Genomic DNA, 25831 nt, shown 5'->3' with positions numbered 1-25831 from the left:
ATCGCTTAGTCCTCTTTCTTCTCGTCCTTTGGAGTTTCTTCCGTTTCAGCGGTGTTTTCTTGCGCATCGGTTGCTTCAGCAACCGGCTCTTCCGGCGTTGCAGGGGATTCAGCGTCAACTGGCTCAGCTACCACCTCTTCAGCAGTGCTTTCCGCCACCGACCCGGCAGCGGCTGCTTCGCTGGCTCCTGCTCCGGCCTTTTTCTTACCGCCGCGTCGTCGGGTAGACTTCCGCTCAGTAACAGCACCATCCTTCTTATATACCTCATTGTAGTCGACCAGTTCAATGAATGCCATTTCGGAGTTGTCTCCCAAACGGTTTTCCATCTTGATGATCCGTGTATAGCCCCCTGGGCGATTAGCTACCTTTTCAGATATCTCACGGAAAAGTATAGTCACAGCTTCCTTGTCTTGCAAGTAGCTGAACACTGTACGCCGTGAATGCGTCGTGTCGTTCTTGGATTTGGTGATTAAAGGTTCTACATATTGGCGCAAGGCTTTAGCCTTAGCCAATGTCGTAGTGATACGCTTGTGCCTAATCAGCGAAGTGGCCATGTTGGCTAACATCGCTTTACGATGGCTTGCTGTGCGGCCTAAGTGGTTGAATTTTTTTCCGTGTCTCATTTTTCTTTAAATTTGTGCATACCGTCCTTTTTTCGGAACAGAGATTATGGAACAAGGGTTAAAGACTATGCGGTTTTTCTTTGAACTTTGTTCCTTGGGTCTTTGCTCCCTTCAAGGGGAATTATGCAACAGGTCGCTAACTATTTATTTATTCTTCGTCAAGCTTGTATTTCGACAAATTCATTCCAAATGACAAGCCTTTAGATTTTACTAATTCCTGAATCTCGCTCAACGATTTTTTACCGAAGTTCCTAAACTTAAGCATATCCGCAACATCGTATGTTACCAACTCGGCAAGTGTGCGGATGTCGGCCGCTTTTAAGCAGTTGAGTGCACGCACAGACAAGTCGAGATCCACCAGCTCTGTTTTCAGAATCTTGCGCATGTGCAGGATCTCTTCATCTACCACCTTCGTTTCCTCCTTAGCCTGCGACTCAAGCAGCATATTTTCATCTGAGAACAACATAAAGTGCTGAATGAGAATTTTGGCAGCCTCCTTTAATGCATCTTCCGGATGAATGGAACCGTCTGTCGATATATCCAACAACAATTTCTCGTAGTCTGTCTTTTGCTCGACCCGGTAGTTTTCGATGGTATATTTTACATTCTTTATCGGCGTGAAAATAGAATCCACAGCAATAAGGCCAACTGGACCGTCAACTACTTTATTTTCTTCAGCATTGACATATCCCCGCCCTTTTGCTACATTGAGTTCTAATTCGAGGGTTACAGAGCTTTCCATATTGCAGATTACCAAATCCGGATTCAATACGGTAAAGTTGTTGGAAAAATTCGTGATATCTCCGGCTGTTAATTGATCTTGCCCATTAACAACCATAAAGATCTTTTCAGAGTCACCCATCTCCCCAGTTTTCTTGAAACGGACCTGCTTAAGGTTCAAAATGATCTCGGTAACGTCTTCCACGACACCCTTTATGGTAGAAAACTCGTGCGATACACCTGAGAAACGAACCGACGTAATTGCATATCCTTCAAGTGAGGACAATAGAATACGGCGTAAAGCATTACCGATGGTCACACCGAAACCCGGCTCTAATGGACGAAATTCAAACGTGCCATCGAAATCCGTTGATTTCTGCATGATAACTTTATCAGGTCTTTGAAATGCTAAGATTGCCATTTACTTATTCTTAATGTTTGTTTACAAAAATTGCTAAACCGCAGGATAGCATAACCCAAAAGGCTATGCTATCCTCACGTGTTACTTATTTGGAGTACAACTCGACAATTAAGTTTTCCTTGATATTCTCAGGAATCTCAGCGCGTTCCGGATAATTTAGGAATTTGCCGGTCAACTCATTAGCGTCCCACTCCAACCAGCTAAATTTATTTAGCTTACGGCCGGCGACAGCGTTTGCTATCGCTTCAAGGGATTTCGAGCGCTCACGTACCGCAATGACATCTCCTGGGCGAAGGCTGTATGACGGAATATTGACCACCTCGCCGTTTACCGTAATATGCTTGTGGCTCACCAGTTGGCGAGCAGCCGAACGCGTTGCGGCTATACCCAACCGGTACACCGTATTATCCAAACGAGCTTCAAGAAGCTTTAAGAATACTTCACCGGTGATGCCATGTTTAGAAGATGCCTTGGCGAATAAGTTGGCAAACTGACGCTCCAATATACCGTAGGTATATTTCGCTTTTTGCTTCTCAAGCAATTGCACCGCATATTCGGATTGCTTTCCTCTCCGCTTTGAAACCCCGTGCTGGCCGGGAGGGTAGTTTTTACGTTCTAATGCTTTGTCAGGCCCGAAAATAGGTTCTCTAAATTTCCGGGCAATTTTGGACTTTGGTCCTGTATATCTCGCCATATAGTTGTTGGTTTTAAAGTATCATTCAGCCTGTAGCTGAAGAATCTTAGCTTTAAAAAAATTATACTCGTCTACGTTTCGGGGGGCGGCATCCGTTGTGGGGCAGCGGCGTGATGTCTTTGATAGACGTCACCTCAATACCCGAGTTTTGCAACGTCCGAATGGCCGACTCGCGTCCTGCACCCGGCCCTTTCACAAAAACTTCTACCTTACGCAACCCTAAATCGTGCGCTACCTTGCCGCAATCAGAAGCTGCCTGAGAAGCTGCATAAGGGGTGTTTTTCTTAGAACCCTTAAAGCCCATTTTGCCTGCGCTCGACCACGATATGGTCTGCCCTTGGTTGTTAGTAAGCGTAACGATAATATTATTAAAAGTAGCGTTGATATGCGCCTGACCAACCGGCTCAATGACAACAATACGCTTCTTGCTTACCTTTTTAGTCTTAGCCATTGTCTCTTCTCAATTATTATTTAGTAGCTTTTTTCTTATTTGCGACAGTCTTACGCTTCCCTTTGCGGGTACGTGAGTTGTTCTTTGTACGTTGGCCACGAACCGGCAGGTGCTTACGGTGACGAAGGCCACGGTAACAACCGATATCCATCAGGCGTTTAATGTTCAGCTGCACTTCCGAGCGAAGAGCACCTTCCACCTTGATCTCATCGTTGATAACGGTGCGGATAGCCGTCAACTGATCGTCATCCCAATCCTGCACCTTGACATCGAAATCGATGCCTGCCTTTGTCAAAATACGCTGCGCCGTCGAACGGCCAATCCCGTAAATGTATGTGAGGCCTATTTCTCCTCTTTTGTTTTTAGGTAAATCTATACCTGCGATCCGTGCCATATTTTATTTAGTGATTTACGATTTTAGATTTTAGATTTTAGATTGGTGACCTACTACCTATCTTTGTTGGCAATCGTAAATCCAAAATCTAAAACCTAAGATTTCCTATCCCTGACGTTGTTTAAACTTGGGGTTCTTTTTATTAATTACAAATACCTTTCCTTTGCGACGGATAATCTTGCAATCCGCACTACGCTTTTTAATGGATGCTCTGACTTTCATGATCTTATGTTACTGATTAAGCGGCGTCCCTTCCGCTTTTTATTTATATCGATACGTAATTCTTCCTTTGGTCAAATCGTAGGGAGACATTTCCAACTTCACGCGATCCCCCGGCAATATCTTAATGTAATGCATCCGCATTTTTCCCGAGATATGGGCAATAATTTCGTGCCCATTTTCCAACTCCACGCGAAACATGGCGTTTGATAGCGCTTCTTTAATGACTCCGTCTTGCTCGATTGAGGCTTGTTTAGCCATATAGTCTTGATTATTATCCAATTATACCCCTGCACAAACAGGGATGCAAAGATAAGCAAAAAAAACTGAATGTCAACCCTTTTTATTCAAAACTTCTTCAATATAAGCAAAAGTGGTTAGGACATCGGGTACCCCCTTACGTATAGCCACCATATGCTCATAATGTGCCGACGGCTTGCCATCGGCTGTACTCACCGTCCATCCATCATCCCAAAACTTTACTCCAGCCTTACCCATATTGATCATGGGCTCAATACAGATCACAAGCCCCTCTTCAAGTTTTGTCCCTGTGCCGCGTTTGCCATAGTTGGGAATCTCTGGCTTTTCATGAAGCTTGTATCCGACCCCATGGCCAACAAGCTCGCGAACAATACCATAGCCGTATTGACTAACATGCTCCTGCACGGTATAAGCCACGTCTCCGACCCGCTTGCCGGCTACAGCTTGTTTGATGGCTAGATTTAGCGACTCCAATGTCACACGAAGAAGCCGATCTACCTCCGGCGCCACTTCGCCTACCGCGAACGTGTATGCTGAATCACTGATAAAGTTGTTTAATTCGACACCACCATCTACCGAAACGATATCGCCTTCCCGAAGTTCGTAATCGCTCGGGATGCCATGGACAACCTGGTCATTGACCGAGATACATAATGAGTTGGGAAATCCATTATAGTTTAGAAAAGCCGGGCGCCCGCCATGATCATGGATATAATCATAAGCCAATTTATCCAAAGCCAATGTCGTAATCCCTGGCCTAATTTCCCTGGCGATTTCACCAAGCAACTGCGAAAGCACGGTAGCTGACTTTCGCAGTTGCTCAACATCTTCGGCCGACTTATAATATACTTTAGACATGCTAAAGACTATATTACCGATTGGGTGGGTCCCGATGCCACAGGAGTGCGTCCTTTTATGCGGCCGGTCTTCATCAATCCGTCATAATGACGCATCAACAGATGACTTTCGATTTGTTGCAGCGTATCAAGGACAACCCCCACCAAAATGAGCAGGGATGTACCACCGTAAAAATGGGCGAATTGATTATTCACGCCAAAAAGACTTGCTATTGCTGGTAAGATGGCGATGATAGCCAAAAAAATCGCACCAGGTAACGTGATTTTAGATATCACGCTATCAATGTAGAAGTTGGTCGCTTGCCCTGGCTTTACACCCGGGATAAAACCGCCATTCTTCTTCATGTCTTCCGACATCTGCTGCGGATTGACCATGATTGCCGTGTAGAAAAACGTAAATGCAATAATCAAGACAGCAAACGTTACATTATACGCTACCGAAGTATAATTGCTGAGCGACGTCAGGAAAGAAGATTGCAGGTCCGGAAAAAACTGGCTAAGGCTCATGGGTACAAACATGATGGCCTGCGCAAAAATAATCGGCATTACGCCGGCTGCATTCACTTTCAACGGTATATACTGCCTGACACCACCGTACTGCTTATTACCAACAATTTTCTTGGCATACTGTACGGGTATCTTGCGTACGCCCTGCACAATGAGGATAGTAAAAATCACAACGAAAAACAAGGCTACAAACTCCAGTAACAATGGAATCGGGCCTCCGCCACCAGTACTCATCCGGGAAAACCACTCGGCGGTAATACCGCTTGGCAATTGGGCAATGATGCCCGTCATGATGATCAATGAAATACCATTGCCGATACCTTTGTCGGTAATCCGCTCGCCCAACCACATAACGAACAACGTACCTGCCGTCAGTACAAAAGCCGATAGGATAGTAAACATCGGATCAGCTATCATCTTGGCACCACCGTCAATCTGGGTACGTACATAAGCAATAGACTGTACCAACGTAATAGCCAACGTAAGGTAGCGGGTGATCTGATTCATCTTCTTCCGCCCACTCTCACCCTCCTTTTGCATTTTTTGAAAATAGGGTACAGCTATCCCGAGTAATTGAACCACGATGGACGCCGAAATGTAGGGCATTACCCCCAATGCAAATATTGCTGAACGGGAAAATGAACCACCAGCAAACATGTCGAGCAAACCGAGCAACCCTTCTTTTGCTTCGTGCTGAAGTGCAGCGGGGTTGACGCCAGGCAACACGATGTGGCATCCAACACGATAGATCAAGAGAAACAAAATCGTATTCAAGATACGCGTCCTCAGATCATCGATCTTCCAAATATTGGTCAAGGTTGTGATTAACTTCTTCATGTATTAAAGTTTTACAATCGAGCCCCCTGCAGCTTCAATCGCTTGTTGTGCTGTGGCTGAAAATGCATGCGCCTTTACTTCTATCTTAGACGTCAATTCTCCCCTACCCAGAATTTTCACCAAATCATTCTTGGAAACCAATCCATGCGATTTAAGTGTTTCAAAGTCTATGGTAGCCAAGTTAAATTTCTCGACCAATCCCTGCAACACGTCTAAGTTAATCCCAACATACGCTACCCGATTAGGGTTTTTAAAACCAAATTTAGGTACCCGGCGCTGTAATGGCATTTGACCGCCTTCGAAACCGATTTTCGTGCTATGTCCAGCACGGGATTGCGCTCCTTTATGGCCACGTGTAGACGTACCGCCACGACCAGAACCTGTACCACGGCCTATACGCTTCCTGCTTTTGATTGATCCTTCTGCGGGTTTTAGATTACTTAAATTCATCTTTCTGATATTATGTTATACCTTCGCTTTCACTATACAGGTATAACGATTAAACGTAATTATACTTCCTCTATTGCGATAAGGTGATTCACCTTCCGCACCATACCGATGATAGCGGGCGTAGCCTCTACTTCGACAGAATGGTTGATTTTGCGTAGCCCCAACGCCTTCATGGTCTGCTTTTGGCGCTCGCTTCTATCAATGATACTCTTAATCTGGGTAATTCTGATCTTTGCCATGACAGTTATCCGTTAAATACTTTATTCAAATCAACGCCGCGTTGTTGAGCCACCGTATAAGCGTCACGCATCTTCAACAGTGCATCGATAGTTGCTTTTACCACGTTATGCGGGTTGGACGAACCCAGCGATTTGGCCAATACGTCGGTTACGCCGGCACTTTCCAAAACAGCACGCATAGCGCCACCGGCCAATACGCCCGTACCATGTACGGCAGGCTTAATCAAGACATTGCCACCGGAAAACTTTCCGTATTGTTCGTGAGGCACGGTACCTTTGATAATAGGCACCTTGATTAAGTTCTTCTTGGCATCATCGATCCCTTTGGTAATGGCTTCTGTAACCTCCTTGGCTTTCCCAAGGCCATAGCCGACTACACCGTTTTCATCACCTACAACGACAATCGCTGAAAAGCTAAACGTACGGCCGCCTTTCGTTACTTTCGCCACCCGTTGGATACTGACCAAGCGATCCTTCAATTCGATTTCGCTCGATTTAACTCGTTTTATATTGCTTAATGACATGTTCTCGATTGATTAAAAATCCAAACCGGCTTCACGGGCACCCTCGGCAAGCGACTTCACCCGGCCATGGTACAGATATCCGTTACGGTCAAAAACTACTTTATTAATTCCGGCGGCCAATGCCTTCTCAGCGATCAGCTTTCCAACAGCCTTGGATTGCTCCACTTTGTTGCCTGATGCCGAAAAATCCTTAGCCAAGGATGACGCGGAAACCAATGTTACTCCAGCTTGGTCGTCAATCACTTGTGCATAAATGCCTTTATTACTCCTATATACAGACAAGCGTGGGCGCTCAGGTGATCCGGATAAGTGCTTTCTAATCCCCTTTTTGATACGATCCCTACGCGATACTTTTTTTTCTGCCATGATTGTTACTATTTTTTAGCTGCAGATTTTCCTGCTTTTCTCCGCAACTGCTCGCCAACAAACTTAATACCTTTTCCTTTATATGGTTCTGGTGCACGCAATGAGCGGATTTTCGCGGCTACCTGTCCCAACAATTGTTTGTCTATAGACTCCAATGTAATGGTCGGGTTTTTCCCCTTCTCAGCTGTTGTCGTCACCTTTACCTCCTTGGGGAGAATCAGTACAACTTGGTGAGAAAATCCGAGCGTAAGATCAAGGGTCGATCCTTGCGCATTGGCCCGATAACCAACCCCTACCAGTTCCTGTGTAGTCTTATATCCATCGGTAACGCCAACAACCATGTTATTCAACAGCGAACGATACAGGCCGTGAAGGGCTTTATGCCTTTTCTGATCCGTAGGGCGCTTTACCAACAATTGACCGTCCTCCTGCGTTACGGTAATATCCTTATCCACCTGCTGGCTCAATTCACCCTTCGGCCCTTTTACCGTTACCAAGTTTTTATCTGATACAGTAATCGTCACCCCGGCGGGAATGGCGATAGGTGCTTTTCCAATTCTTGACATCTTGTGTGTTCCTCCTGATTAATATACGTAACATAAAACCTCGCCGCCGACATTCTGAAGACGGGCTTCCTTGTCGGTCATTACGCCTTTGGACGTAGAAAGAATGGCGATTCCCAATCCATTCAACACACGTGGCATGGTATCCACTCCTGCATATTTTCTCAGGCCGGGTTTGCTCACACGTTTCAAGGTGCGGATAGCCGGAACTTTACTCACCGGGTGATACTTCAATGCGATTTTGATAGTACCCTGTACGGTGTCTTCATCGAATTTGTAATTCGCGATGTAACCTTTATCGAAGAGCACTTTCGTAATCTCCTTCTTAAGGTTCGATGCAGGAATTTCAACAACCCTGTGGTTGGCCTTAATGGCATTCCTTACTCGGGTAAGGTAATCCGCTATTGGATCTGTATTCATTTATTGTATTATTGTGACAACGGTTTCCTTCGGCCACCATGGCTTCCGGACCTATTATCGGTTAAAAATTCTAATTTGCACTTCTCGGTTCGCCGTGTCGACTATCCGTTACCGACCATTGACCATCAATTACCAGGAAGCCTTCTTCACTCCTGGAATCTTCCCTGCCACCGCCATTTCACGGAAAGTTACCCGTGAAATGCCGAACTGGCGCATATAGCCTCTTGGACGCCCCGTCAATTTGCAGCGGTTGTGCAAACGGACAGGTGACGCGTTCTTTGGCAACTTATCAAGCGCAGCATAATCACCTGCAGCCTTTAATGCTGCACGCTTTTCCGCATACTTTGCTACCAATTTAGCGCGTTTTATCTCGCGTGCTTTAATTCCCTCTTTAGCCATTAGTTACTGTATTTTGATTTTTGAATGGTAATCCAAACTGCTTCAACAACTCCAGTGCTTCCACATCGGTCTTTGCACTGGTTACAAAGGTAATATCCATTCCCTGAATTTTATTGATCTTATCGATATCAATCTCTGGGAAAATAATCTGCTCGGTAATACCCAACGTATAGTTACCCCGGCCGTCAAAGCCCTTATCGTTGATGCCCCTGAAATCACGAATACGCGGAAGCGCTACAGCGATCAACCGATCCAGGAACTCATACATCTTGCTGTCGCGAAGCGTCACCCGTACGCCTATCGGCATTCCTTTGCGGAGCTTAAAATTTGAAACGTCTTTTTTCGAGCGCGTTGCAACAGCCTTCTGACCCGTAATGATGGTCATTTCATTGATTGCGTTATCAATCAACTTTTTATCGGCAGTTGCTGCACCGATGCCTTGGCTCACAGCGATTTTCTCGAGTTTCGGCACCTGCATGACGCTTTTATATTGAAATTTTTCTTTCAGCGTGGTACGGATTTCATCCTTGTACTTCGCTTTTAATCTTGGTACATATGCCATTAGTCAATCACCTCCCCTGATTTTTTCGCTATGCGAACGATTTTCTTCTTACCATTTACTTCAGTCACTTTACGCCCAATGCGAGTTGGTTTACCACTTTTGGGGTCGATATAAGCGAGATTGGAAATGTGGATAGGCGCTTCCTTCTCGATAATGCCTCCGTTAGGGTTAGCAGCGCTGGGTTTGGCGTGTTTCTTTACCATATTCACTCCTTCAACGATAGCTCTGTTCTCGGCTATCAGTACTTCCAACACCTTCCCTTGGGATCCTTTGGAATTGCCAGAGATGACTTTCACCAAATCCCCAGTACGGATTTTAATCTTATGTGTCGATGTCTTTGTCTGTCCCATGATTATAATACCTCCGGTGCTAATGATACAATTTTCATGAACTGCTTTTCACGCAATTCCCGAGCTACCGGGCCGAAGATACGTGTTCCGCGGGGTTCATCCTGATTATTCAACAATACGGCAGCATTGTCGTCAAAACGGATATAAGACCCATCCTTACGGCGGACTTCTTTTTTCGTCCTTACGACTACTGCTTTGGAAACCGTTCCTTTCTTCACGTTTCCAGAGGGCAAAGCACTTTTTACGGTAACAACGATCTTGTCGCCAATTGATGCATAACGCTTGCCGGTACCGCCCAACACACGGATGACTAATACTTCCTTAGCCCCGCTGTTGTCGGCCACATTAAGTCTTGATTCCTGTTGTACCATGTTACTTAGCCCTTTCTAAAATTTCTACTAAACGCCAATTTTTGGTCTTGCTCAGCGGACGCGTTTCCATAATCAACACCGTGTCGCCGATACCGCAGGTATTGTTTTCGTCGTGAGCTTTAAATTTGGTAGTCTTTTTTACGAACTTGCCATAGATAGGGTGCTTCACTTTACGCTCCACAGCCACCACGATGGATTTGTCCATTTTGTTACTCACTACCAAGCCGATCCTTGTTTTTCTTAAATTTCTTTCCATTTCGACTTTGATTTTTATGCCTCAGCGGCTGTTTCATTAGCTTCGCTGGCCGCTTTCTCGGCCTTCTTGCGTTTCGTCAACTCGGTCATCAAGCGCGCGATAGTCTTACGCGTATACTTGATCCGGTTGGGATTTTCTATCGCCGAAACAGCATGTGCAAACTTCAATTTGGTGAGGGCAGCCTTCTCTTCAGCGATTTTGGCCACTAAGTCCTCTGTTGACAATTCTACGATCTCTGAATTTTTCATTTCTATCTATTATTTTACTGGATGCCTCCATCAGCGTACTTCCACGGTTGGACCCCATGGCGGCTTGCCGGTAACGGCGGCAAAACCAATGGCAGACAGCGCCAGTGTGCGTTTATGTTTATACGTAGTCCCTACGTATCACAAACTTCGTTTGTACGGGCAGTTTCTGTGCAGCAAGGCGCAATGCCTCTTTGGCTACTTCCAAAGGCACACCCTCTGCTTCAAACAGCATACGTCCGGGACGCACTACCGCTACCCAATATTCCGGAGCACCTTTACCTTTACCCATCCGCACCTCGGCCGGCTTCTTGGTTACAGGCTTGTCCGGGAACACGCGGATCCACACTTGGCCTTCACGTTTCATGTAACGGGTTACCGCAATACGCGCGGCTTCAATCTGGCGACTGGTAATCCACGCGGGCTCCATTGATTTGATACCGAAAGAGCCGAAAGCCAACTCCGACCCGCGGGTTGCGTTGCCTTTCATGCGGCCTTTCTGCATCTTCCTGAACTTTGTTCTTTTTGGCTGTAACATGTTCGTATCTTAATTAACACTGCACTTGGCAGTTGCTATCTAAAAATCTAAAAAACTAACTTAACCTCTCCTTTGACCGCCCCGGTTTCCTCCGCTACGTTGTTGGCCAGGTGCCCCGCCACGACGTTGATCACCGCGACGTTGCTCACCACCACCACGGCGCTGATCACCTCCGCGACGCTCACCGCCACCACGGCGGTTATCACCGCGGAATTCACCCGCTCCGCCATCGGCGCGTTGTTTTACGCCTGATGTCTGCCCTACGTTAGGCGATAAATCCCGCTTGCCATAAACCTCACCTTTACATATCCACACCTTCACGCCGATTTTCCCGTAAGTGGTCAATGCTTCCACCAATGCATAATCGATATCTGCGCGGAATGTATGCAAGGGAATACGTCCTTCCTTATATTGTTCGGTCCGGGCCATTTCAGCCCCTCCTAAACGTCCGGAACACATGATTTTTATGCCCTCAGCGCCCATGCGCATTGTAGATGCAATGGCAGTTTTCATCGCGCGGCGGAAAGAAATACGCGCTTCAAGTTGTTTAGCGACCCCTTCGGCCACCAACTGAGCTTCCAATTCCGGACGTTTAATCTCAAAAATATTGATTTGAACATCCTTCTTCGTCAGCTTCTTCAGCTCTTCCTTGATCTTATCAACCTCCTGCCCACCTTTGCCAATCACGATCCCTGGGCGAGCCGTATGGATAGTCACTGTAATGCGTTTCAAAGTACGCTCGATAACTATCTTGGCTACCCCGCCCTTGGCGATACGAACCGACAGGTATTTCCTGATCTTCTCGTCTTCAACTAATTTATCGGAATAGTTCTTGCCCCCGAACCAATTGGAATCCCAGCCTTTGATGATTCCTAATCTGTTACCTATTGGATTTGCTTTTTGTCCCATTACTTGATAAATTAGTTTTGTGCTACGTTATTCTTGCTGTCTATCACCAAGGTAACGTGGTTCGAACGTTTACGAATGCGGTATCCCCGGCCTTGCGGTGCTGGACGCAGCCTTTTCAATTGCCGCCCACCATCTACGAAAGCTTCTTTTACATATAAGCCGCTTTCTTCCACAGACTTATCTTCATTCTTTGCTTCCCAGTTTTTAATGGCTGAGAGCAGCAGCTTTTCCACACGGATAGCCGCTTCTTTGTTGGTATGCTTCAAGATGTATAAAGCATGTTCCACCTTTTCGCCACGGATAAGATCAACGACCAAGCGCATTTTGCGCGGCGAGGTAGGGCAGTTTACTAATTTGGCAGTAGAAGCTCCTCCTACCTGAGCCTTTTCCTGCTCTTTGCGCTGTTTAATGATAACAGACTTTTTTAGTTTTCGTGTTGCTTCCATTGCCTAATTATTTTTTCTTTTCTGCGTGGCCCCTGAACGTACGCGTAGGCGCAAATTCACCAAGCTTATGACCTACCATATTTTCCGTTACGTACACGGGAATGAATTTATTGCCGTTGTGCACTGCGAAGGTATGGCCAACAAAATCAGGTGATATCATCGATCTACGAGACCAAGTCTTGATTACTGATTTCTTATTTGTTTCGTTCATAGAAAGAACTTTTCTTTCTAAGTTGTGGTCGATATAAGGACCTTTTTTAATTGAGCGAGCCATTATTTCTTCCTTCTCTCAATGATGTAACGATTCGATGTTTTCTTCTTGCTACGCGTTTTATATCCCTTAGCCAATAAGCCTTTGCGTGAGCGCGGATGCCCACCGGACGCACGGCCCTCGCCACCGCCCATCGGGTGATCGACTGGGTTCATCGCCACGCCACGAACCCTTGGGCGACGGCCCAGCCAGCGTTTCCGGCCTGCTTTACCCAATACCTCGTTGGCCTTTTCGGCGTTAGATACCGAACCGATAGTAGCCAAGCAAGTAGCTAATATCATGCGGCTTTCGCCTGAGGGCAGTTTAATAATGGCGTACTTGCCATCGCGGGCAGAAAGCTGGGCATAGGTGCCAGCACTGCGGGCTATGGTGCCGCCCTGTCCTGGGTTCAATTCAATATTATGAATGATAGAACCCAAGGGAATGTTTTGCAATGGCAAGGTGTTGCCGATTTCGGGAGCAACTGCATCGCCTGACACAAGCATCTGCCCCACTTTCAATCCTTCCGGCGCAATAATATAGCGCTTCTCACCATCGACGTAGTGCAACAACGCAATACGTGCGGAACGGTTTGGATCATATTCTATCGTGGCAACTTTTGCGGGGATATCTTTCTTATCGCGTTTAAAATCTATCAATCGGTATGCTTTTTTATGTCCCCCACCGATGTAACGCATAGTCATTTTACCGGAATTATTCCTACCCCCCGACTTCTTGATTTTTACGACCAATGACTTCTCAGGTACATTGGTGGTGATATCTGAATAGTCTCCTCCTACACGGAAGCGAGTACCAGGGGTAACCGGTTTGAATCTTTTAACTGCCATTTTTAATTATATCGTACTGTAAAAGTCAATCGTTTCGCCATCTTTAATGGTGATGATGGCTTTCTTGTATTTCGGGGTCCTTCCGGATACAAACCCAGCCTTTGTGTAGCGGTTTTTTGCTTTACCAGCCACAACTATCGTATTCACCGCGACTACCGTCACGCCGAACATCTGCTCTACTGCTTGTTTGATTTGTATCTTATTTGCCCTATGGTCCACTTTGAAAGCATAGCGATTCAGCTTTTCTGTGAGCAATGATGCTTTCTCGGTCAATACGGGTTTCTTGATAATTTCCATATTATTTGGCAAATGCCTCCTCCAAGGTTTTAACAGAAGCCGTGGTCAACAAAAGCTTGCCAGCATTCAGCACATCGTAAGTGTTCAGCTCATGAGCAGTGATTACTTTTGCTTTTTTCAGATTTCTGCTTGATAAATAAACGTTGTTATCTTGCGCGGGTAAAACCAACAAAGTTTTTTCGTTAGCGATATTCAAGCTGTTTACCAAGTTTATATAGTTTTTGGTCTTGATGGAATCGAAATTCACCTCATCCAATACTACGACGTTATTCTCCTTGGCTTTGTAGCTCAACGCGGATTTACGCGCCAATGCCTTCAGCTTTTTATTAAGTTTAAAGCTATAGTCGCGGGGCTGTGGGCCGAAGATACGACCACCGCCGTTAAACAACGGGGATTTGATGCTACCTGCACGGGCTCCTCCCGTACCTTTTTGTTTGTGTAGCTTGCGCGTAGAACCTGCGATTTCATTCCGTTGCTTGGACTTGTGCGTACCTTGACGCTGGTTAGCGAGGTATTGCTTTACATCCAAGTAAATCGCATGGTCGTTGGGTTCCACCCCAAACACCGATTCAGGAAGTTGCACCTTGGCACCTGTTTCTTTACCTGATATATTTAAAACGTTAACTTCCATCTCCTTATTTATCTACGATTACGTAAGAACCTTTTGCCCCAGGGATCGAACCACTGACTACGATAAGGTTTTGTTCTTCATAAACCTTCAATACCTGCAGGTTTTGAACCTTCACGCGGTCACCTCCTGTACGGCCAGCCATACGCATGCCCTTGAATACCCGCGACGGCCATGATGAAGCACCTAATGAACCGGGAGCACGCAAGCGGTTGTGCTGACCGTGGGTAGCCCCACCGACGCCACCAAAACCGTGACGTTTCATGACGCCCTGAAAACCTTTTCCTTTGGAGGTACCGACTACATCTACGTATTCGCCTTCTTCAAAAATGGAAACGGTAACCACGTCACCCAACGTCTTTTCATCGGGGAAGGTTTTAAATTCTACCAATTTACGCTTAGGCGTAGTCTTCGCTTTAGCGAAGTGCCCTTTCAAAGCGGCTGTTGTGTTCTTCTCCTTTGCTTCATCGAAAGCAAGTTGAATAGCGGAATAGCCATCTTTTTCTTCCGTGCGTATCTGCGTTACCACGCACGGGCCAGCTTCGATCACCGTACAGGGAATATTCTTCCCGTCAGCGTCATAAATGCTGGTCATTCCTACTTTTTTTCCAATAATTCCTGACATGTTTCTATTAATCTATTAACGTCCATCGAAGCAGTAGGGCTTCGCTCAAGACATACCATCCCCTCAAAAGGGACGGCAAAGATAGGAAACTTACTTTAAGTATCAAATAGTTAGTGAATTATTTTTTTATTTTTCCAGCAAGGTGCCGCTGGCCCCGTGTTCGGCCTCCCCGTAGCCCGCTTCTCTGGCCGCCATCCGTGCTTACCTGCTACCGCTCCGGCTATGCCCCTATCTCCGCTTCAGCAGAAAATACACCAGCAAGGTACTGCCGGGCACGGTGCCTGTACACACAGCGCAGCAGTCAGTGAGCGGATAAAGCAGACAGCGAACGAGACAGCGAACGCACAAGCGCCATCACCGTTTAGCGGAATAAGCGCTTTCCGGTCGCTGCCTTCAATCAAAAAGCGGTTTACCTTCCAGCAGCCGCTTATACCTAATCAATGCCTCAATATAGTAATAATCGGCATAGGTGAGCGGCACATCGATTTCGCTGCCATGCGGAATAGACCCTACGCTGTGCTTCAGGATAAATCCGCCATTGGTACCCTGTTCTGCCTTATAGGGCGCGGCCGACAGGCTTTTCAGCATCTTTTCAGCCGCGTCAAGGTACCGGGCGCTGATTTCCCCCTGCGTATAGGTGTGCAGTTCCAGCAAAGCCGAAGCCAGGATGGAAGCCGTAGACGCATCACGGTTAGCTTTATAACGGCTTGCATAAGGACTGTCATCAGGTAGGTCAGGCGCATTGAAATCCCAATAGGGGATTAAATCTTCCGGCATATTGGGATGGTCCAGGATAAAGGCGGCTATGTTACTGGCAAAATCCAAGTATGCTGGTTCGCCCGTCTCACGGTACATCATCGTGTAGCCGTAGAGCCCCCAAGCCTGTCCGCGTGCCCATGCAGATTCGTCATAAGCACCCTGGGCTGTCTTCTTACCCACAATGCTGCCGTCTTTCGGATTATAGTCAATCACATGATAAGAACTGTAGTCCGGACGATAGTGGTTTTTCATCGTTGTATTGGCATGGGTTATTGCAATGTCACGGTACTGGCGGTCGCCGCTCAACTCGGACGCCTGTGTAAGCAGCTCCAAGTTCATCATGTTGTCAATGATGACGGGATAGGTCCACCCCTCCCATGAGCGAATCGCTTTCACGGTAGGGTTGTAACGGCTTATCAACGATTTGGCTCCCGTGAGCAGCACCTCGTTGTAAGCAGCGGTATCACGAGTAAGCCTCAATGCATTGCCAAAACTGCAATACAACATAAAACCCAGATCATGGGTACCTTTATTGTACTTTTCCTTTTCGAGTATACGCAACTTATCTTTCGCCAAGAGAAGCAAACGCTCATCACCGGAATGCTCATAAAGGTATAGCAATGAGCCGGGATAAAACCCCGAGGTCCACCATTTTGTATCCGATGTCACGCTTGTATCACCCAGAAAGGTACGCGGCATGCGTTCTGCCGGTACCCCATCCGCCAACACCGCCATCTGCGCGATGGCTTCATCAAGTTGTTCGTCTATAAAGGCCGCACTGAGTTGCAGTTCATCCTGACGTGCTGCGGATTTACACCCCCATACCATGAGTACCGAACCCATGGCCAGTAGAAAAAAGGTTGATAAGTATTTCATGACATCATTACGTTTATAATAGTAGCCGACCTAACGCGGTGTCCAAAAATAAGTTTTTGCATTAAAACGCGCAAACGTTTACGCCGATTGCCTGCTTTCAAAAAAAAGAGGCGTGGATAACCGTTCCAACGCCTCTATTTTTTTTTGTCATATCGCGTCCTATTCCAAATCTTCTACAGGTGCCCCGACCAACCGCTCACGGGCATCCTGGGCTTGTACCTGCTTACATTTCTTCCTGCTCGAATTCCAATAGTAACGTACCACCCTAATTTTGTAGGCATCATAGCCGATGACAACAACCAAAAATGCGCTGATGACATAAAACAGTTTAAATCCGATGTGAAAATAAGCGATCCCGGCGACGATCGCACCGGTAATGTAAGCGGCTGTAATAGCCGACAACAACCAAGCCCGCTTCTTAAGGACAGGGTTAGACCGAAACTCCCGTTTCGTAAACATAGAAAACAAAATACCCAAATCAGTCGTCGTACCGGTCAAGTGTGTTGTTTTCACAGCGAAATTGGAGATACTTGCGGTAAGCCCATTTTGGAGCCCCATCGCAAAGAGCAGAAAGGCAAGCAATAGTTCTGTCTCCGCCAGGGTTTCCCGGTAATAAAATTGCCCGTAAAAACCTACCACAAGCAAACAAAGTATTTCAAGCGAAATAGGCAGCGAGTGGGCGAAATACTTATTCCGTTTGTTGAAATGTATAACCATGAAGTTGGCTACGAAGCCGCCCATGAAAAAAAGGAATATCCAGGCAAAAACTATCGCTGTCTGGTACCAATTGCCTTTCACGATCTCGGCCGCCAGTATCGCATAGTATCCGGTCACGTTAGAGCTAAAGGAAAGGAATAGCAACAACGAGACGACATTGACCATCCCTGCCGAGAATGCGGTAAGTGTACCTAATTTAATATTATCTCCCTGTGTCCTGCTATTGCTGAATTTCCGAAGCATAGTAATACCGATTTTCTATTAACACATAATAATTTAAATATTGGTCTATAACCGATCGAATGTCAGTTTGGCCAGCCCCTTCACCTGTGTATCCAACTCAAAGTTTAGCACTAACTGGTCGTCAGCTAACTGTGAAAGATCGTACTGCTCCTTGTGTCCGTCGTTATATTTGATTTCCAATATATTTCCACGCCCTTTTATAGCCCACCTGATCGTCTCTTCCTCTCCGTCACTCTTCTGGAGCCTCAGTCGCCCGTTCGGCAAAAAGGACCATATCTCCGCTTTATGGAGAACCAACCCGTCCTGAAGGGTTTCCTGCATGTTTACTTTTTCCTCGTCTCCTACTTTATTGAGCCGCTCATACACCCAGCCGGTTTCCTTCCATTGGCCAAGGATGAGCCTCTCCGGGTTAGGGGCCGAACGTATCAGCCAGGTAAATCCCATGAGGATGAACGCAAACACGCTTATATAAACTACCAATAACCGTTTCATCTTTCATAACCTTTTTAACTAAGCTGTGGCTTCATTATAAAATATCTCTGCCAGGCTTCCCTTCTCTGGCAACACAACTTCCATGTTCCAATCAACCGAAATCACCGGTTTTCCACATTTCCGGATATAGGGAAGTACATTCACGCTTTTTTTATTTGACGTACGTAGCCGATACCTTCCGGGGACGTATATCTCATCTATCCGGTTACCCAGTAAATAACCATCAAACGCAGCCTGGGACGAACCGTTGAATAAATCAACGCGCATGGAATTAATACCCGAGGCATATTTGTTCCTTATTACCCCGCAAGCCTCATCGAAATGCCGATTACTCAGCGATTCGAGCATTTTTGCTTTCGAATAAAAAAGCAAATCGGTAATTGAGTCCGACATTTGGACCCCATGCAACAGAATAATGTTGTATCGGCATTCATAAGGCCTGTCATTCAACACCGATTTAACAACATTCAGTGATTCAATAGTGAAATCCGTCGGGATTAAGACATTTTTTTCCATTGCTTTTTGATTTTAATAGACAATTTCATCCAACTCGCCAACAAAAGTACCTCACAGGTATTAGACAGGCTTAAAACAGCCATTAAAACACCATTAGAAATTACCTACAGAAATTAAAAAGAGATGAGAAAAGGAAAAATAGAAAGGCTATTCATCGATCCGGCGCCATGCCGGAATGGTCAGTTGAACGGTTGTGCCACCGCCTTGAAGGGAAGATACGCTTATTTTTCCTTGATGCATTTTTATGATATTTCTTGTCAATGGCAATCCAATGCCGTAACCCGCATAGTTTTTGGTGTTGGATGCACGGAAAAATGGATCATAAATGTATTTTAACTCGTCTGCGGGTATACCGATACCCTTATCCTTCACGACAATGACTACGTGGTCATCAGAAGCCCCCAAAGAAACATTTACCTTCTGATTATCCGAATATTTACATGCATTTGCGATAATATTGGCCAGCGCAAGGTGCAACAGTTGCTCATTGCCTTTGATCGTTAGCTTCATTGGATCCTCTGGCAATAAGCTCGTATCGATATGCAGGTTGCACTTGGGGTTTAGCTTCTCCACTGTATTCTTAACATCCCAAATCAACTGATCAATACGCAAACGTTCGAACCGCTGTATTTTGCCATTGAATCCGGTTTGTGCGAGAGACAGCAGCGCATTGGTCTTTGCGTCCAGTTTTTCTGCCTCTTCAAGCATTACCTTTATCGATGTTTTGTACTCCTCCGGCGTCCTGTCCTTAGACAGCGCTACGTCTGCTTCGCCGATGATCGCCGTAAGGGGCGTGCGCAATTCGTGCGATGCGTTGCTGATAAAATTATTCTGTGTTTCAAAAGCCGTTTCAATCCGGTTGAGCATATCATTGAACGTGTGAATCAATTCGTCCATCTCATCGTTACTGTTGCGGCTATCCAGCCTAAGATGCAGGTTTTCCGAGCTGATTTGCTGGACCTTTTCAGTAATCTCCCGCAATGGCTTGAAGATATATTTCGAATAATATACAGCGATGAAAAGCGACACACAGAACGCGATAATAATGGCCGCTACCAATGTCTTTTTTAAGTAAGCTACAAAACTTTCCTCAAAGTAATCCTGTGCTTGGGAAACAATGACGTAGTTCCCTTGCTTACTGGGATAAACCACGGCCACATAAAACAGCTGTTTATCCTGATAACGGGCACCACCCTCATTGAGCGCCGTTTCAAAAAACGACAGAGGTATACCTAAACTATCGGCTTCATTTTTAAAGTCTTTATTCTTTTCGATTTTGAAAAAGTAATCCTGCTCATGCATCAGCTTCTCTGAAAACACGCTTCTCAGATCGTCAAGCCCTCGCTGATCTTTATCCAATTCCATTTTGCCAGCCGCCACGGCACGGATCTCCAATACGTCATAGTAATAATCATGCAAAAAACCCGGTATAGCGAAGTAGACCCACCCACTGAACAACATGATGATCGCCAGGAATGCTACAATGAGCATTACCGCTATCTTGGTCTGGGTATTCATCAGGCTCTTTCTCATAATCGTGACGGGTTAGGGTTCTCGCAACACGTATCCCATGCCGATAACCGTGTGTATGAGTTTCCGGCCAGGCACCTTATCGATTTTTTTTCTAAGGTAATTTACATAAACATCCACGACATTCGTGCCCATATCAAAATTAACGCCCCACACGTTTTCCAATATGTCGGCACGCGACAACACTTTGTTTTTGTGTTTCAGGAAGAAAAGCATCATACGGTATTCCGTTGTGGTTAGCGAAATCGGCTCTTCATTGCGGGTCAATGTCTTCGTATAGTCATTGAGAACGAGGTCTGCCACGCGATAAATATAATCGTCCTGCGGATCCGCCGCTGTACCTCCCGCATGAGCAGCACGTCGCAGGAGTGAACGTACGCGGGCCACTAACTCAATGAATTTAAACGGTTTGACAAGGTAATCGTCGGCTCCGGCCTCCAACCCCATTACCACGTTTTCGGATGTGCCCAGCGCCGTCAAAAAGAGTATAGGAATGTGTGCATCCTCTTCTCGAATGGATTTGCAAACCGCTATGCCATTGGTATCCGGCAACATCACATCCAAAATGATTAAATCAAACGCGGTCGACCGGACCATCTGGAGGCCTGTCTTGCCATCAAAGGCCACGCTGACCTCGAACCCTTCTTCTGAAAGCCCTTTATTTATAAATGAAACAACGTGTGCCTCATCTTCAATCACCATGATTCTTTTCATCGCCTAGCCATTAATTAGCTTTCTGCCTCAAAAATATCAAATTAACTCACATAGGCAAAGGGACTTACTTTATAAGTAGCAAATTGGCCATGTCATACCTCGGCGCATCAACCTCGGAAAGTTGCCTATACATTTCCCAATAAAAGATATATGGCCAATGTGACGATGACAAGCACAACAGCGAAGGGCCGCGTATACCGCCACTCCTCCATGGGCACTGCTGTGCTACCAGTTTCCCCCGCTATTGGCTTTGCAGGATAAAACCTTGATATACCCAGCATCACTGCCATATTCAACAGAAATTCGATACCCCAAATGTGCACAAAATGCAGATTCACCTCGAAAATGAAGGTGCAACTCACATAAAACACCAAGCCGGTAAACAAGGCGGTTTTGGCTCCCTGTGCTGATATACTTTTGAAGAAGAATCCGCCAATCATAATGGACGCTATGGGGATAAAAAAGATTCCATTAAGCTCCTGTAAAAGCTGATAGAGCCCTTCAGGTGCATCCGCCACGAACGGAGCGGCCGTTATGGATGTAGCGGCAAGCAAGGTTGCTACCAAACGCCCCATTTTTACCAACCTCTTTTCTTCCGCATCTTTTTTAATGAGTTGTTGGTAGATATCGATACTGAAAATTGTAGAAGCGCTGTTGAGTACAGCATTAAACGTGCTCAACACAGCCCCTACAATCACGGCAGCAAAAAGCCCCCATAAGGGCATTGGCAGGACGTGCTTGACCAATTCGGGATACACCATGTCTTGGTTGTCATAATAAGCGTCATGAAAATAGTAATACCCGATGACACCCGGCAACACAATGATGAACGGCACCAGTATCTTCAACAATCCGGTATAAAGCAATCCCCGCTGTGCTTCTTTCAGGTTCTTTGCGCCCAATGCCCGCTGTACGATCGTCTGGTTCATGCACCAAAAATAAAGTTGATTGATTATCAATCCCGTAAAAAGTGTGCTAAACGGCAAAACAGAATCTTCTTCACCAATGACATTAAATTTAGCCGGACTGTACTCAAAAACCTTTGTCACCCCTTGTAACGGATTCCCCTCGCCGATATACACCAGTGCAAGCACCGGTATCAGCAAGCCCCCGAACAACAAGCCATACCCGTAAATGACGTCTGAGACCGAGACGGCCTTTAATCCGCCAATAATGGCATATGCAGCCCCTAAACACCCCACGATCACTACCGTAACCCAAAGCCCGGTCCCCCGGTCTACGCCAAGGATACCCGAAATATTGAAAATACTCTCCAGGTTAATCGCGCCCGTATACAAAACGATGGGCAGCAAGGTCACGGCAAACGAGACTAACAGAAACAATGCAATCAGTGAGCGGGTGCCCTTGTCGAATCGCCGCTCAAGATATTCCGGTATTGTGGTCAGCCCCATGCTCAAATATCGCGGCACAAAGTAAACCGCCGCGACAATCAGCGCAAGGGCCGAGGTGACCTCCCAGGCAATGATGACAAATCCATTTTTATACGCCGAACCGTTCATGCCTATCAAGTGCTCCGTCGAGATGTTCGTCATGATCATCGATGCGGCGATCACACCGCCCGTCAGGCTTCGTCCACCTAAAAAGTAACCGTCTTTTGTGCTCAGATTGTCATTGCGCATGCGGATCCAAGCGTAAATCCCCACAAAAAGGGTGAATCCAACAAAGCTTGATGCAGCAATAATAGTTGAAGATAAAGGCATAGTCAGGTGGTCATCCTCCGCACTAAGTCTACCGGACATATCAAGGGTTCGCCGATGGTGTTGGGTGAGGGCGTATGGCGGTGCTGGAGGGCATTGATAAGTGTTTCGGCTACTTTGTCTGCCATGTCATTGGGGTATTGCTCGATAGAAGTGATTGCCGGTGTAATAATCGCTGCCCGCGGGTCATTGGAATAACCGACGATTTTCAGTTCGTCCGGGATGGCAATGCCTCGTTCTCTGGCAAACGCTACCGCCGCAATGGCCGTCGTATCGTTTGCAGCGAATAAGCCGTCTGGAATGATATCGCCCTCAAACAGTTTACGTAAGCTGTCCCATGCATTTTCAGCGGTTAGTTCGTGATAATATATCCACTCCTGGCGCAATGGTATGTGGTGTTTTGCAAGGGAATCAACAAAACCACGTGTACGCTCTTGATAAATGCTGCACGATAGCGGCCCACTGATGTAAGCGATACGTTGGCACCCCGCTTGTATCAAATGATTACCAGCCAGCAATCCACCACGATAGTCATCCCCTTTAATTACATAAGCTTCGGTACGGCGTGTCGGCACGCGATCATAAAAGACCAAAGGTATGCCTTGCCGTAAAAAACCGTCAAAGTGAGCAATATTTTCGGTATAAAGCGTAAGCGATACCACTAACGCATCGACTCTCGCAGAATACAAGGTGTTTGCCAATTCTTTTTCTACACTCACCGAATCATTGGACTGGCAAATCATCAAATTGTATCCAGCAGCCTGCAACTGCCGTTGCAGCGAGGTAATAAAAAAAACGTGAAAGTACATCGATATACGCGGCACAATAAGCCCGATGATATTCGAACGGCGATTACGCAGGGAGGAAGCCATGCTATTATGGCGGTACCCCATTTCCTTCGCCATTTCTTTCACGCGCGCGCGTGTCGCTTCGCTGATGCGTAAATTGTTATTGAGCGCCCTGGATACGGTCGCCGGAGATATTCCAAGCGCTTTAGCGATATCAACGATGCTATTTTCCGACTTCGGCTTTTTGGGTGTCATGGTTTTACAACAAATTCAAAACAACATTAATTTCATGGAAAATGCAAACGGCGGCGCACGGTTTGCTGTCAAAGCGACGAAAAGCTTACGTATTTAAGACAAACGCCCGTTGCATAAACTCAGGATACCGCGCTTTCACATTTCCGCTGTCTATCGTTTGGTCGTTGTTTCGGATAGGTTATGAATAAGGCTCAGATGCGCCGTATCCTTCAATATTGGCCTGTACTTAGCAGTACCAGCGTACAGGCTCGAATCGTATCGATTCCCTGTTCTTTGGCCAATACCTCCAACTCCGAATTCTCGGTACCCGGATTAAAAATAATCCGTTTTGGGTTCGTTTTAAGGATGTAATCGTAATATTGAGGTTGACGCTGCGGACCGACGTATAGCGTGATGGTGTGGACATCAGGCAGTACATCACCCGCAAGCTGTATGGGTGCGCCTGCTACTTCTCCTTGCTTAATGCCGATATTGACGATAGCATGGCCCCCGGCTACCAACCTGTGCGCCGCCAAATAGGCGTACCGTGCAGGGTTATCGGTCGCGCCGAGGATAAGTGTTTTCTTTGATGCCATTACAAGTCGTTTGGTAAACGTCATCAATCATTGGGCCATAAATTCGCCGGTGGCAGAATACGCCGCTTGGCGAATCACCGGCATGTCAAGAATTTGATACAACTCGTCCAGATGAAGTAAGCTGCCATTGGCAAGATTTGTGAGCAATACTATCGTGATATCTTCCTTTAAGTCGCGGATATACAGGTTGCGGAACCCATGCCACCAGCCGGTGTGATACACGACTTTGTGATCTCCCGGATCAAAGGTACGCCATCCATAGCCGTAGTTAAAAAGCTCTTTTGTGGGCTTGCTATAACCAGCATAGGCCGAATCTAACGTCTCTTGCTCAAGCAGGCGCCCCTCCCGCAATGCTCTATCAAATAGGAATAAGTCTTGAACCGTACTATAGATACCTTTGTCTCCCACGGGGCCATCCTGGAAATTCTGTACCACAGAGCGCCTCCACACGCGGTCATGCCCAACAACGTCAGTGGGGATCTTTTCGTATACCGCTTTCGAATACACGGCAGTGTTTTTCATACCCGCCGGGGAAAACACATTTTTCTGCATGTACACCGCGAAATCCTCGCCCGTCACCTTTTCGACGATAGCCGCTAAAATCATGTAGTTGGTGTTGTTGTAGAAAAAACGTCCATCCGGCTTGCCGTATCGATCCGGTTTGTGCTTGGCCAATAAATTCATGACATCGATGTTGGACATGCCCTTGTGTTTATCCGGCCAAATCTCCGTCTGATCGGTAAAGTAAAGGTAATTACTAAGCCCCGAACGATGGGTAAGCAGTTGCTTAATCGTGACATCTGGGTAGGGAAAGTCGGGGAAAAATTCGTCGACAGTCTGCTCGAGCTTAATTTTACCTTTTTCCCAAAGTTTGAGCACACCCGTTGCCGTCAAGGGCTTAGATACAGACGCCAGTTCGAATTGGGAGGTGATTTTCAGGCTGTCCTTCATTAAATAGTCCGCCCATCCAAACGTATTTTGGTAAAGAATTTTCCCTTTTTTAGCTATCAGCACATTGCCGTTAAACCCGGACCGCCTATGCAGTCGCTGCATAAAAGCATCGAGGCGCGGATCGGCTTGTGTGCTATCATAGACCAGTGCCAGGCTATCTTTTTCATGTTGCTTTCGCTCTGCTTTAATTCGCTTCTTTTCTGTTGATGTGCAAGCACCTAAAACAGTTATTAGGAGCGCAAAAATGGTAATATAATGAATCAACGGCTTTCCTGTAATCTTCATTCGGCAGCTTATGCAGGTTTCATTCAAATCATACTGACGTGTACATCACATCAATCAAACACTTCGCCAGGTTGGTTATCAGGAGGCAATGAAGCTGGCAAGAGCAGCGGGATATTTCGCCTGCTGCTTGTCTTCAGTGGCA

39 protein-coding genes are annotated in these 25831 nt (G+C 46.3%); all 39 read right to left on the bottom strand.

Translation table 11 applies throughout. The features are described 5' to 3' along the window. Window positions 1–5 precede the first annotated feature (5 nt). The gene (rplQ, locus tag JHJ32_RS01295) at window positions 6–623 is read right to left on the bottom strand and encodes a 50S ribosomal protein L17 (protein WP_200119299.1); all 618 of its coding nucleotides are present in this window, start codon (window positions 621–623) and stop codon (window positions 6–8) included. A 148-nt stretch (window positions 624–771) separates the two neighbouring features. Continuing rightward, window positions 772–1764: a DNA-directed RNA polymerase subunit alpha gene (locus JHJ32_RS01290; RefSeq protein WP_079714808.1), complete on the bottom strand. Its 993-nt coding sequence runs from the start codon at window positions 1762–1764 to the stop codon at window positions 772–774. A gap of 85 nt (window positions 1765–1849) precedes the next feature. Continuing rightward, window positions 1850–2458: a 30S ribosomal protein S4 gene (gene rpsD / locus JHJ32_RS01285; RefSeq protein ID WP_079714807.1), complete on the bottom strand. Its 609-nt coding sequence runs from the start codon at window positions 2456–2458 to the stop codon at window positions 1850–1852. A 61-nt stretch (window positions 2459–2519) separates the two neighbouring features. Next, entirely contained in the window at window positions 2520–2909 is a 390-nt protein-coding gene (rpsK, locus tag JHJ32_RS01280) for a 30S ribosomal protein S11 (protein WP_079714806.1), read from the bottom strand. A gap of 16 nt (window positions 2910–2925) precedes the next feature. Further along, window positions 2926–3303 carry a 30S ribosomal protein S13 gene (gene rpsM / locus JHJ32_RS01275; RefSeq protein ID WP_079714805.1) on the bottom strand — a complete coding sequence of 126 codons (378 nt, stop codon included), beginning with the start codon at window positions 3301–3303 and terminating at the stop codon, window positions 2926–2928. Between the two features lie 105 nt (window positions 3304–3408). Next, on the bottom strand, window positions 3409–3525 hold the full coding sequence (gene ykgO, locus JHJ32_RS01270; RefSeq protein ID WP_013665024.1) for a type B 50S ribosomal protein L36: 117 nt from the start codon (window positions 3523–3525) through the stop codon (window positions 3409–3411). A 39-nt stretch (window positions 3526–3564) separates the two neighbouring features. Next, window positions 3565–3783: a translation initiation factor IF-1 gene (gene infA, locus JHJ32_RS01265; protein WP_013665023.1), complete on the bottom strand. Its 219-nt coding sequence runs from the start codon at window positions 3781–3783 to the stop codon at window positions 3565–3567. Between the two features lie 72 nt (window positions 3784–3855). Further along, a complete protein-coding gene (gene map, locus JHJ32_RS01260) occupies window positions 3856–4641 on the bottom strand; it encodes a type I methionyl aminopeptidase (RefSeq protein WP_079714804.1) in 786 nt (261 codons plus the stop codon). A gap of 8 nt (window positions 4642–4649) precedes the next feature. Then, a complete protein-coding gene (secY, locus tag JHJ32_RS01255) occupies window positions 4650–5984 on the bottom strand; it encodes a preprotein translocase subunit SecY (protein WP_079714803.1) in 1335 nt (444 codons plus the stop codon). Window positions 5985–5987: 3 nt separating this feature from the next. After that, a complete protein-coding gene (gene rplO, locus JHJ32_RS01250) occupies window positions 5988–6434 on the bottom strand; it encodes a 50S ribosomal protein L15 (protein ID WP_079714802.1) in 447 nt (148 codons plus the stop codon). Window positions 6435–6493: 59 nt separating this feature from the next. After that, window positions 6494–6673 (bottom strand): 50S ribosomal protein L30, encoded by a 180-nt coding sequence (gene rpmD, locus JHJ32_RS01245; protein ID WP_079714801.1) that lies wholly within the window; start codon window positions 6671–6673, stop codon window positions 6494–6496. Between the two features lie 5 nt (window positions 6674–6678). After that, window positions 6679–7197 carry a 30S ribosomal protein S5 gene (gene rpsE, locus JHJ32_RS01240; protein ID WP_079714800.1) on the bottom strand — a complete coding sequence of 173 codons (519 nt, stop codon included), beginning with the start codon at window positions 7195–7197 and terminating at the stop codon, window positions 6679–6681. A gap of 12 nt (window positions 7198–7209) precedes the next feature. Beyond that, window positions 7210–7563, bottom strand: coding sequence for a 50S ribosomal protein L18 (rplR, locus tag JHJ32_RS01235; RefSeq protein ID WP_079714799.1), 354 nt, complete (start codon window positions 7561–7563; stop codon window positions 7210–7212). 8 nt (window positions 7564–7571) lie between these two features. Continuing rightward, complete coding sequence (gene rplF, locus JHJ32_RS01230; protein ID WP_079714798.1) at window positions 7572–8129, bottom strand: 50S ribosomal protein L6; 558 nt, start codon at window positions 8127–8129, stop codon at window positions 7572–7574. A gap of 18 nt (window positions 8130–8147) precedes the next feature. After that, window positions 8148–8546, bottom strand: a complete 399-nt coding sequence (rpsH, locus tag JHJ32_RS01225) for a 30S ribosomal protein S8 (protein ID WP_079714797.1) — start codon at window positions 8544–8546, stop codon at window positions 8148–8150. Window positions 8547–8675: 129 nt separating this feature from the next. Next, the gene (rpsN, locus tag JHJ32_RS01220) at window positions 8676–8945 is read right to left on the bottom strand and encodes a 30S ribosomal protein S14 (RefSeq protein WP_079714796.1); all 270 of its coding nucleotides are present in this window, start codon (window positions 8943–8945) and stop codon (window positions 8676–8678) included. Further along, the gene (gene rplE / locus JHJ32_RS01215; protein WP_079714795.1) at window positions 8938–9507 is read right to left on the bottom strand and encodes a 50S ribosomal protein L5; all 570 of its coding nucleotides are present in this window, start codon (window positions 9505–9507) and stop codon (window positions 8938–8940) included. The genes rpsN and rplE overlap by 8 nt, the downstream gene beginning before the upstream one ends. Beyond that, a complete protein-coding gene (gene rplX, locus JHJ32_RS01210; protein WP_176146075.1) occupies window positions 9507–9827 on the bottom strand; it encodes a 50S ribosomal protein L24 in 321 nt (106 codons plus the stop codon). The genes rplE and rplX overlap by 1 nt, the downstream gene beginning before the upstream one ends. 32 nt (window positions 9828–9859) lie before the next feature. After that, a complete protein-coding gene (gene rplN, locus JHJ32_RS01205) occupies window positions 9860–10228 on the bottom strand; it encodes a 50S ribosomal protein L14 (protein WP_079714793.1) in 369 nt (122 codons plus the stop codon). A 1-nt stretch (window position 10229) separates the two neighbouring features. Further along, complete coding sequence (gene rpsQ / locus JHJ32_RS01200; RefSeq protein WP_079714792.1) at window positions 10230–10484, bottom strand: 30S ribosomal protein S17; 255 nt, start codon at window positions 10482–10484, stop codon at window positions 10230–10232. Window positions 10485–10498: 14 nt separating this feature from the next. Then, a complete protein-coding gene (gene rpmC / locus JHJ32_RS01195; protein WP_079714791.1) occupies window positions 10499–10732 on the bottom strand; it encodes a 50S ribosomal protein L29 in 234 nt (77 codons plus the stop codon). 118 nt (window positions 10733–10850) lie between these two features. Continuing rightward, complete coding sequence (gene rplP / locus JHJ32_RS01190; protein ID WP_079714790.1) at window positions 10851–11267, bottom strand: 50S ribosomal protein L16; 417 nt, start codon at window positions 11265–11267, stop codon at window positions 10851–10853. Between the two features lie 60 nt (window positions 11268–11327). Next, window positions 11328–12176, bottom strand: coding sequence for a 30S ribosomal protein S3 (gene rpsC / locus JHJ32_RS01185; RefSeq protein WP_079714789.1), 849 nt, complete (start codon window positions 12174–12176; stop codon window positions 11328–11330). 11 nt (window positions 12177–12187) lie between these two features. Continuing rightward, window positions 12188–12622 carry a 50S ribosomal protein L22 gene (gene rplV / locus JHJ32_RS01180; protein ID WP_079714788.1) on the bottom strand — a complete coding sequence of 145 codons (435 nt, stop codon included), beginning with the start codon at window positions 12620–12622 and terminating at the stop codon, window positions 12188–12190. Between the two features lie 7 nt (window positions 12623–12629). Further along, complete coding sequence (gene rpsS / locus JHJ32_RS01175) at window positions 12630–12896, bottom strand: 30S ribosomal protein S19 (protein ID WP_002997495.1); 267 nt, start codon at window positions 12894–12896, stop codon at window positions 12630–12632. Further along, window positions 12896–13720, bottom strand: coding sequence for a 50S ribosomal protein L2 (gene rplB, locus JHJ32_RS01170; RefSeq protein WP_079714787.1), 825 nt, complete (start codon window positions 13718–13720; stop codon window positions 12896–12898). Before rplB ends, rpsS begins: the two co-directional genes overlap by 1 nt. Window positions 13721–13726: 6 nt before the next feature. Beyond that, the gene (gene rplW, locus JHJ32_RS01165; RefSeq protein ID WP_079714786.1) at window positions 13727–14017 is read right to left on the bottom strand and encodes a 50S ribosomal protein L23; all 291 of its coding nucleotides are present in this window, start codon (window positions 14015–14017) and stop codon (window positions 13727–13729) included. A 1-nt stretch (window position 14018) separates the two neighbouring features. Continuing rightward, the gene (gene rplD / locus JHJ32_RS01160; RefSeq protein WP_079714785.1) at window positions 14019–14648 is read right to left on the bottom strand and encodes a 50S ribosomal protein L4; all 630 of its coding nucleotides are present in this window, start codon (window positions 14646–14648) and stop codon (window positions 14019–14021) included. A gap of 4 nt (window positions 14649–14652) precedes the next feature. Next, complete coding sequence (gene rplC / locus JHJ32_RS01155) at window positions 14653–15270, bottom strand: 50S ribosomal protein L3 (RefSeq protein WP_079714784.1); 618 nt, start codon at window positions 15268–15270, stop codon at window positions 14653–14655. Window positions 15271–15663: 393 nt separating this feature from the next. Then, window positions 15664–16905: a glycoside hydrolase family 88 protein gene (locus JHJ32_RS01150; RefSeq protein ID WP_200119298.1), complete on the bottom strand. Its 1242-nt coding sequence runs from the start codon at window positions 16903–16905 to the stop codon at window positions 15664–15666. 159 nt (window positions 16906–17064) lie between these two features. Further along, window positions 17065–17865, bottom strand: coding sequence for a YoaK family protein (locus JHJ32_RS01145; RefSeq protein ID WP_200119297.1), 801 nt, complete (start codon window positions 17863–17865; stop codon window positions 17065–17067). A 45-nt stretch (window positions 17866–17910) separates the two neighbouring features. Then, complete coding sequence (locus JHJ32_RS01140; RefSeq protein ID WP_200119296.1) at window positions 17911–18357, bottom strand: lipocalin family protein; 447 nt, start codon at window positions 18355–18357, stop codon at window positions 17911–17913. Between the two features lie 18 nt (window positions 18358–18375). Further along, window positions 18376–18873, bottom strand: a complete 498-nt coding sequence (locus JHJ32_RS01135; protein ID WP_079714780.1) for a hypothetical protein — start codon at window positions 18871–18873, stop codon at window positions 18376–18378. A 147-nt stretch (window positions 18874–19020) separates the two neighbouring features. Continuing rightward, a complete protein-coding gene (locus JHJ32_RS01130; protein WP_200119295.1) occupies window positions 19021–20406 on the bottom strand; it encodes an ATP-binding protein in 1386 nt (461 codons plus the stop codon). Between the two features lie 12 nt (window positions 20407–20418). Then, complete coding sequence (locus JHJ32_RS01125; RefSeq protein WP_079714778.1) at window positions 20419–21117, bottom strand: response regulator transcription factor; 699 nt, start codon at window positions 21115–21117, stop codon at window positions 20419–20421. 125 nt (window positions 21118–21242) lie between these two features. Further along, window positions 21243–22838, bottom strand: coding sequence for a solute:sodium symporter family transporter (locus tag JHJ32_RS01120; RefSeq protein WP_200119294.1), 1596 nt, complete (start codon window positions 22836–22838; stop codon window positions 21243–21245). Window positions 22839–22840: 2 nt separating this feature from the next. Then, complete coding sequence (locus JHJ32_RS01115; protein ID WP_079714776.1) at window positions 22841–23878, bottom strand: LacI family DNA-binding transcriptional regulator; 1038 nt, start codon at window positions 23876–23878, stop codon at window positions 22841–22843. A gap of 209 nt (window positions 23879–24087) precedes the next feature. Beyond that, the gene (locus JHJ32_RS01110; protein WP_079715368.1) at window positions 24088–24453 is read right to left on the bottom strand and encodes a CoA-binding protein; all 366 of its coding nucleotides are present in this window, start codon (window positions 24451–24453) and stop codon (window positions 24088–24090) included. Between the two features lie 27 nt (window positions 24454–24480). Continuing rightward, window positions 24481–25689 (bottom strand): serine hydrolase, encoded by a 1209-nt coding sequence (locus JHJ32_RS01105; protein WP_079714775.1) that lies wholly within the window; start codon window positions 25687–25689, stop codon window positions 24481–24483. Between the last annotated feature and the right edge of the window lie 142 nt (window positions 25690–25831).

It is taken from the genome of Parapedobacter sp. ISTM3 (genome assembly GCF_016533505.1).
Classification (GTDB): Bacteria; Bacteroidota; Bacteroidia; order Sphingobacteriales; family Sphingobacteriaceae; genus Parapedobacter; species Parapedobacter luteus.
This window is presented reverse-complemented; position numbering and strand designations above follow the sequence as displayed.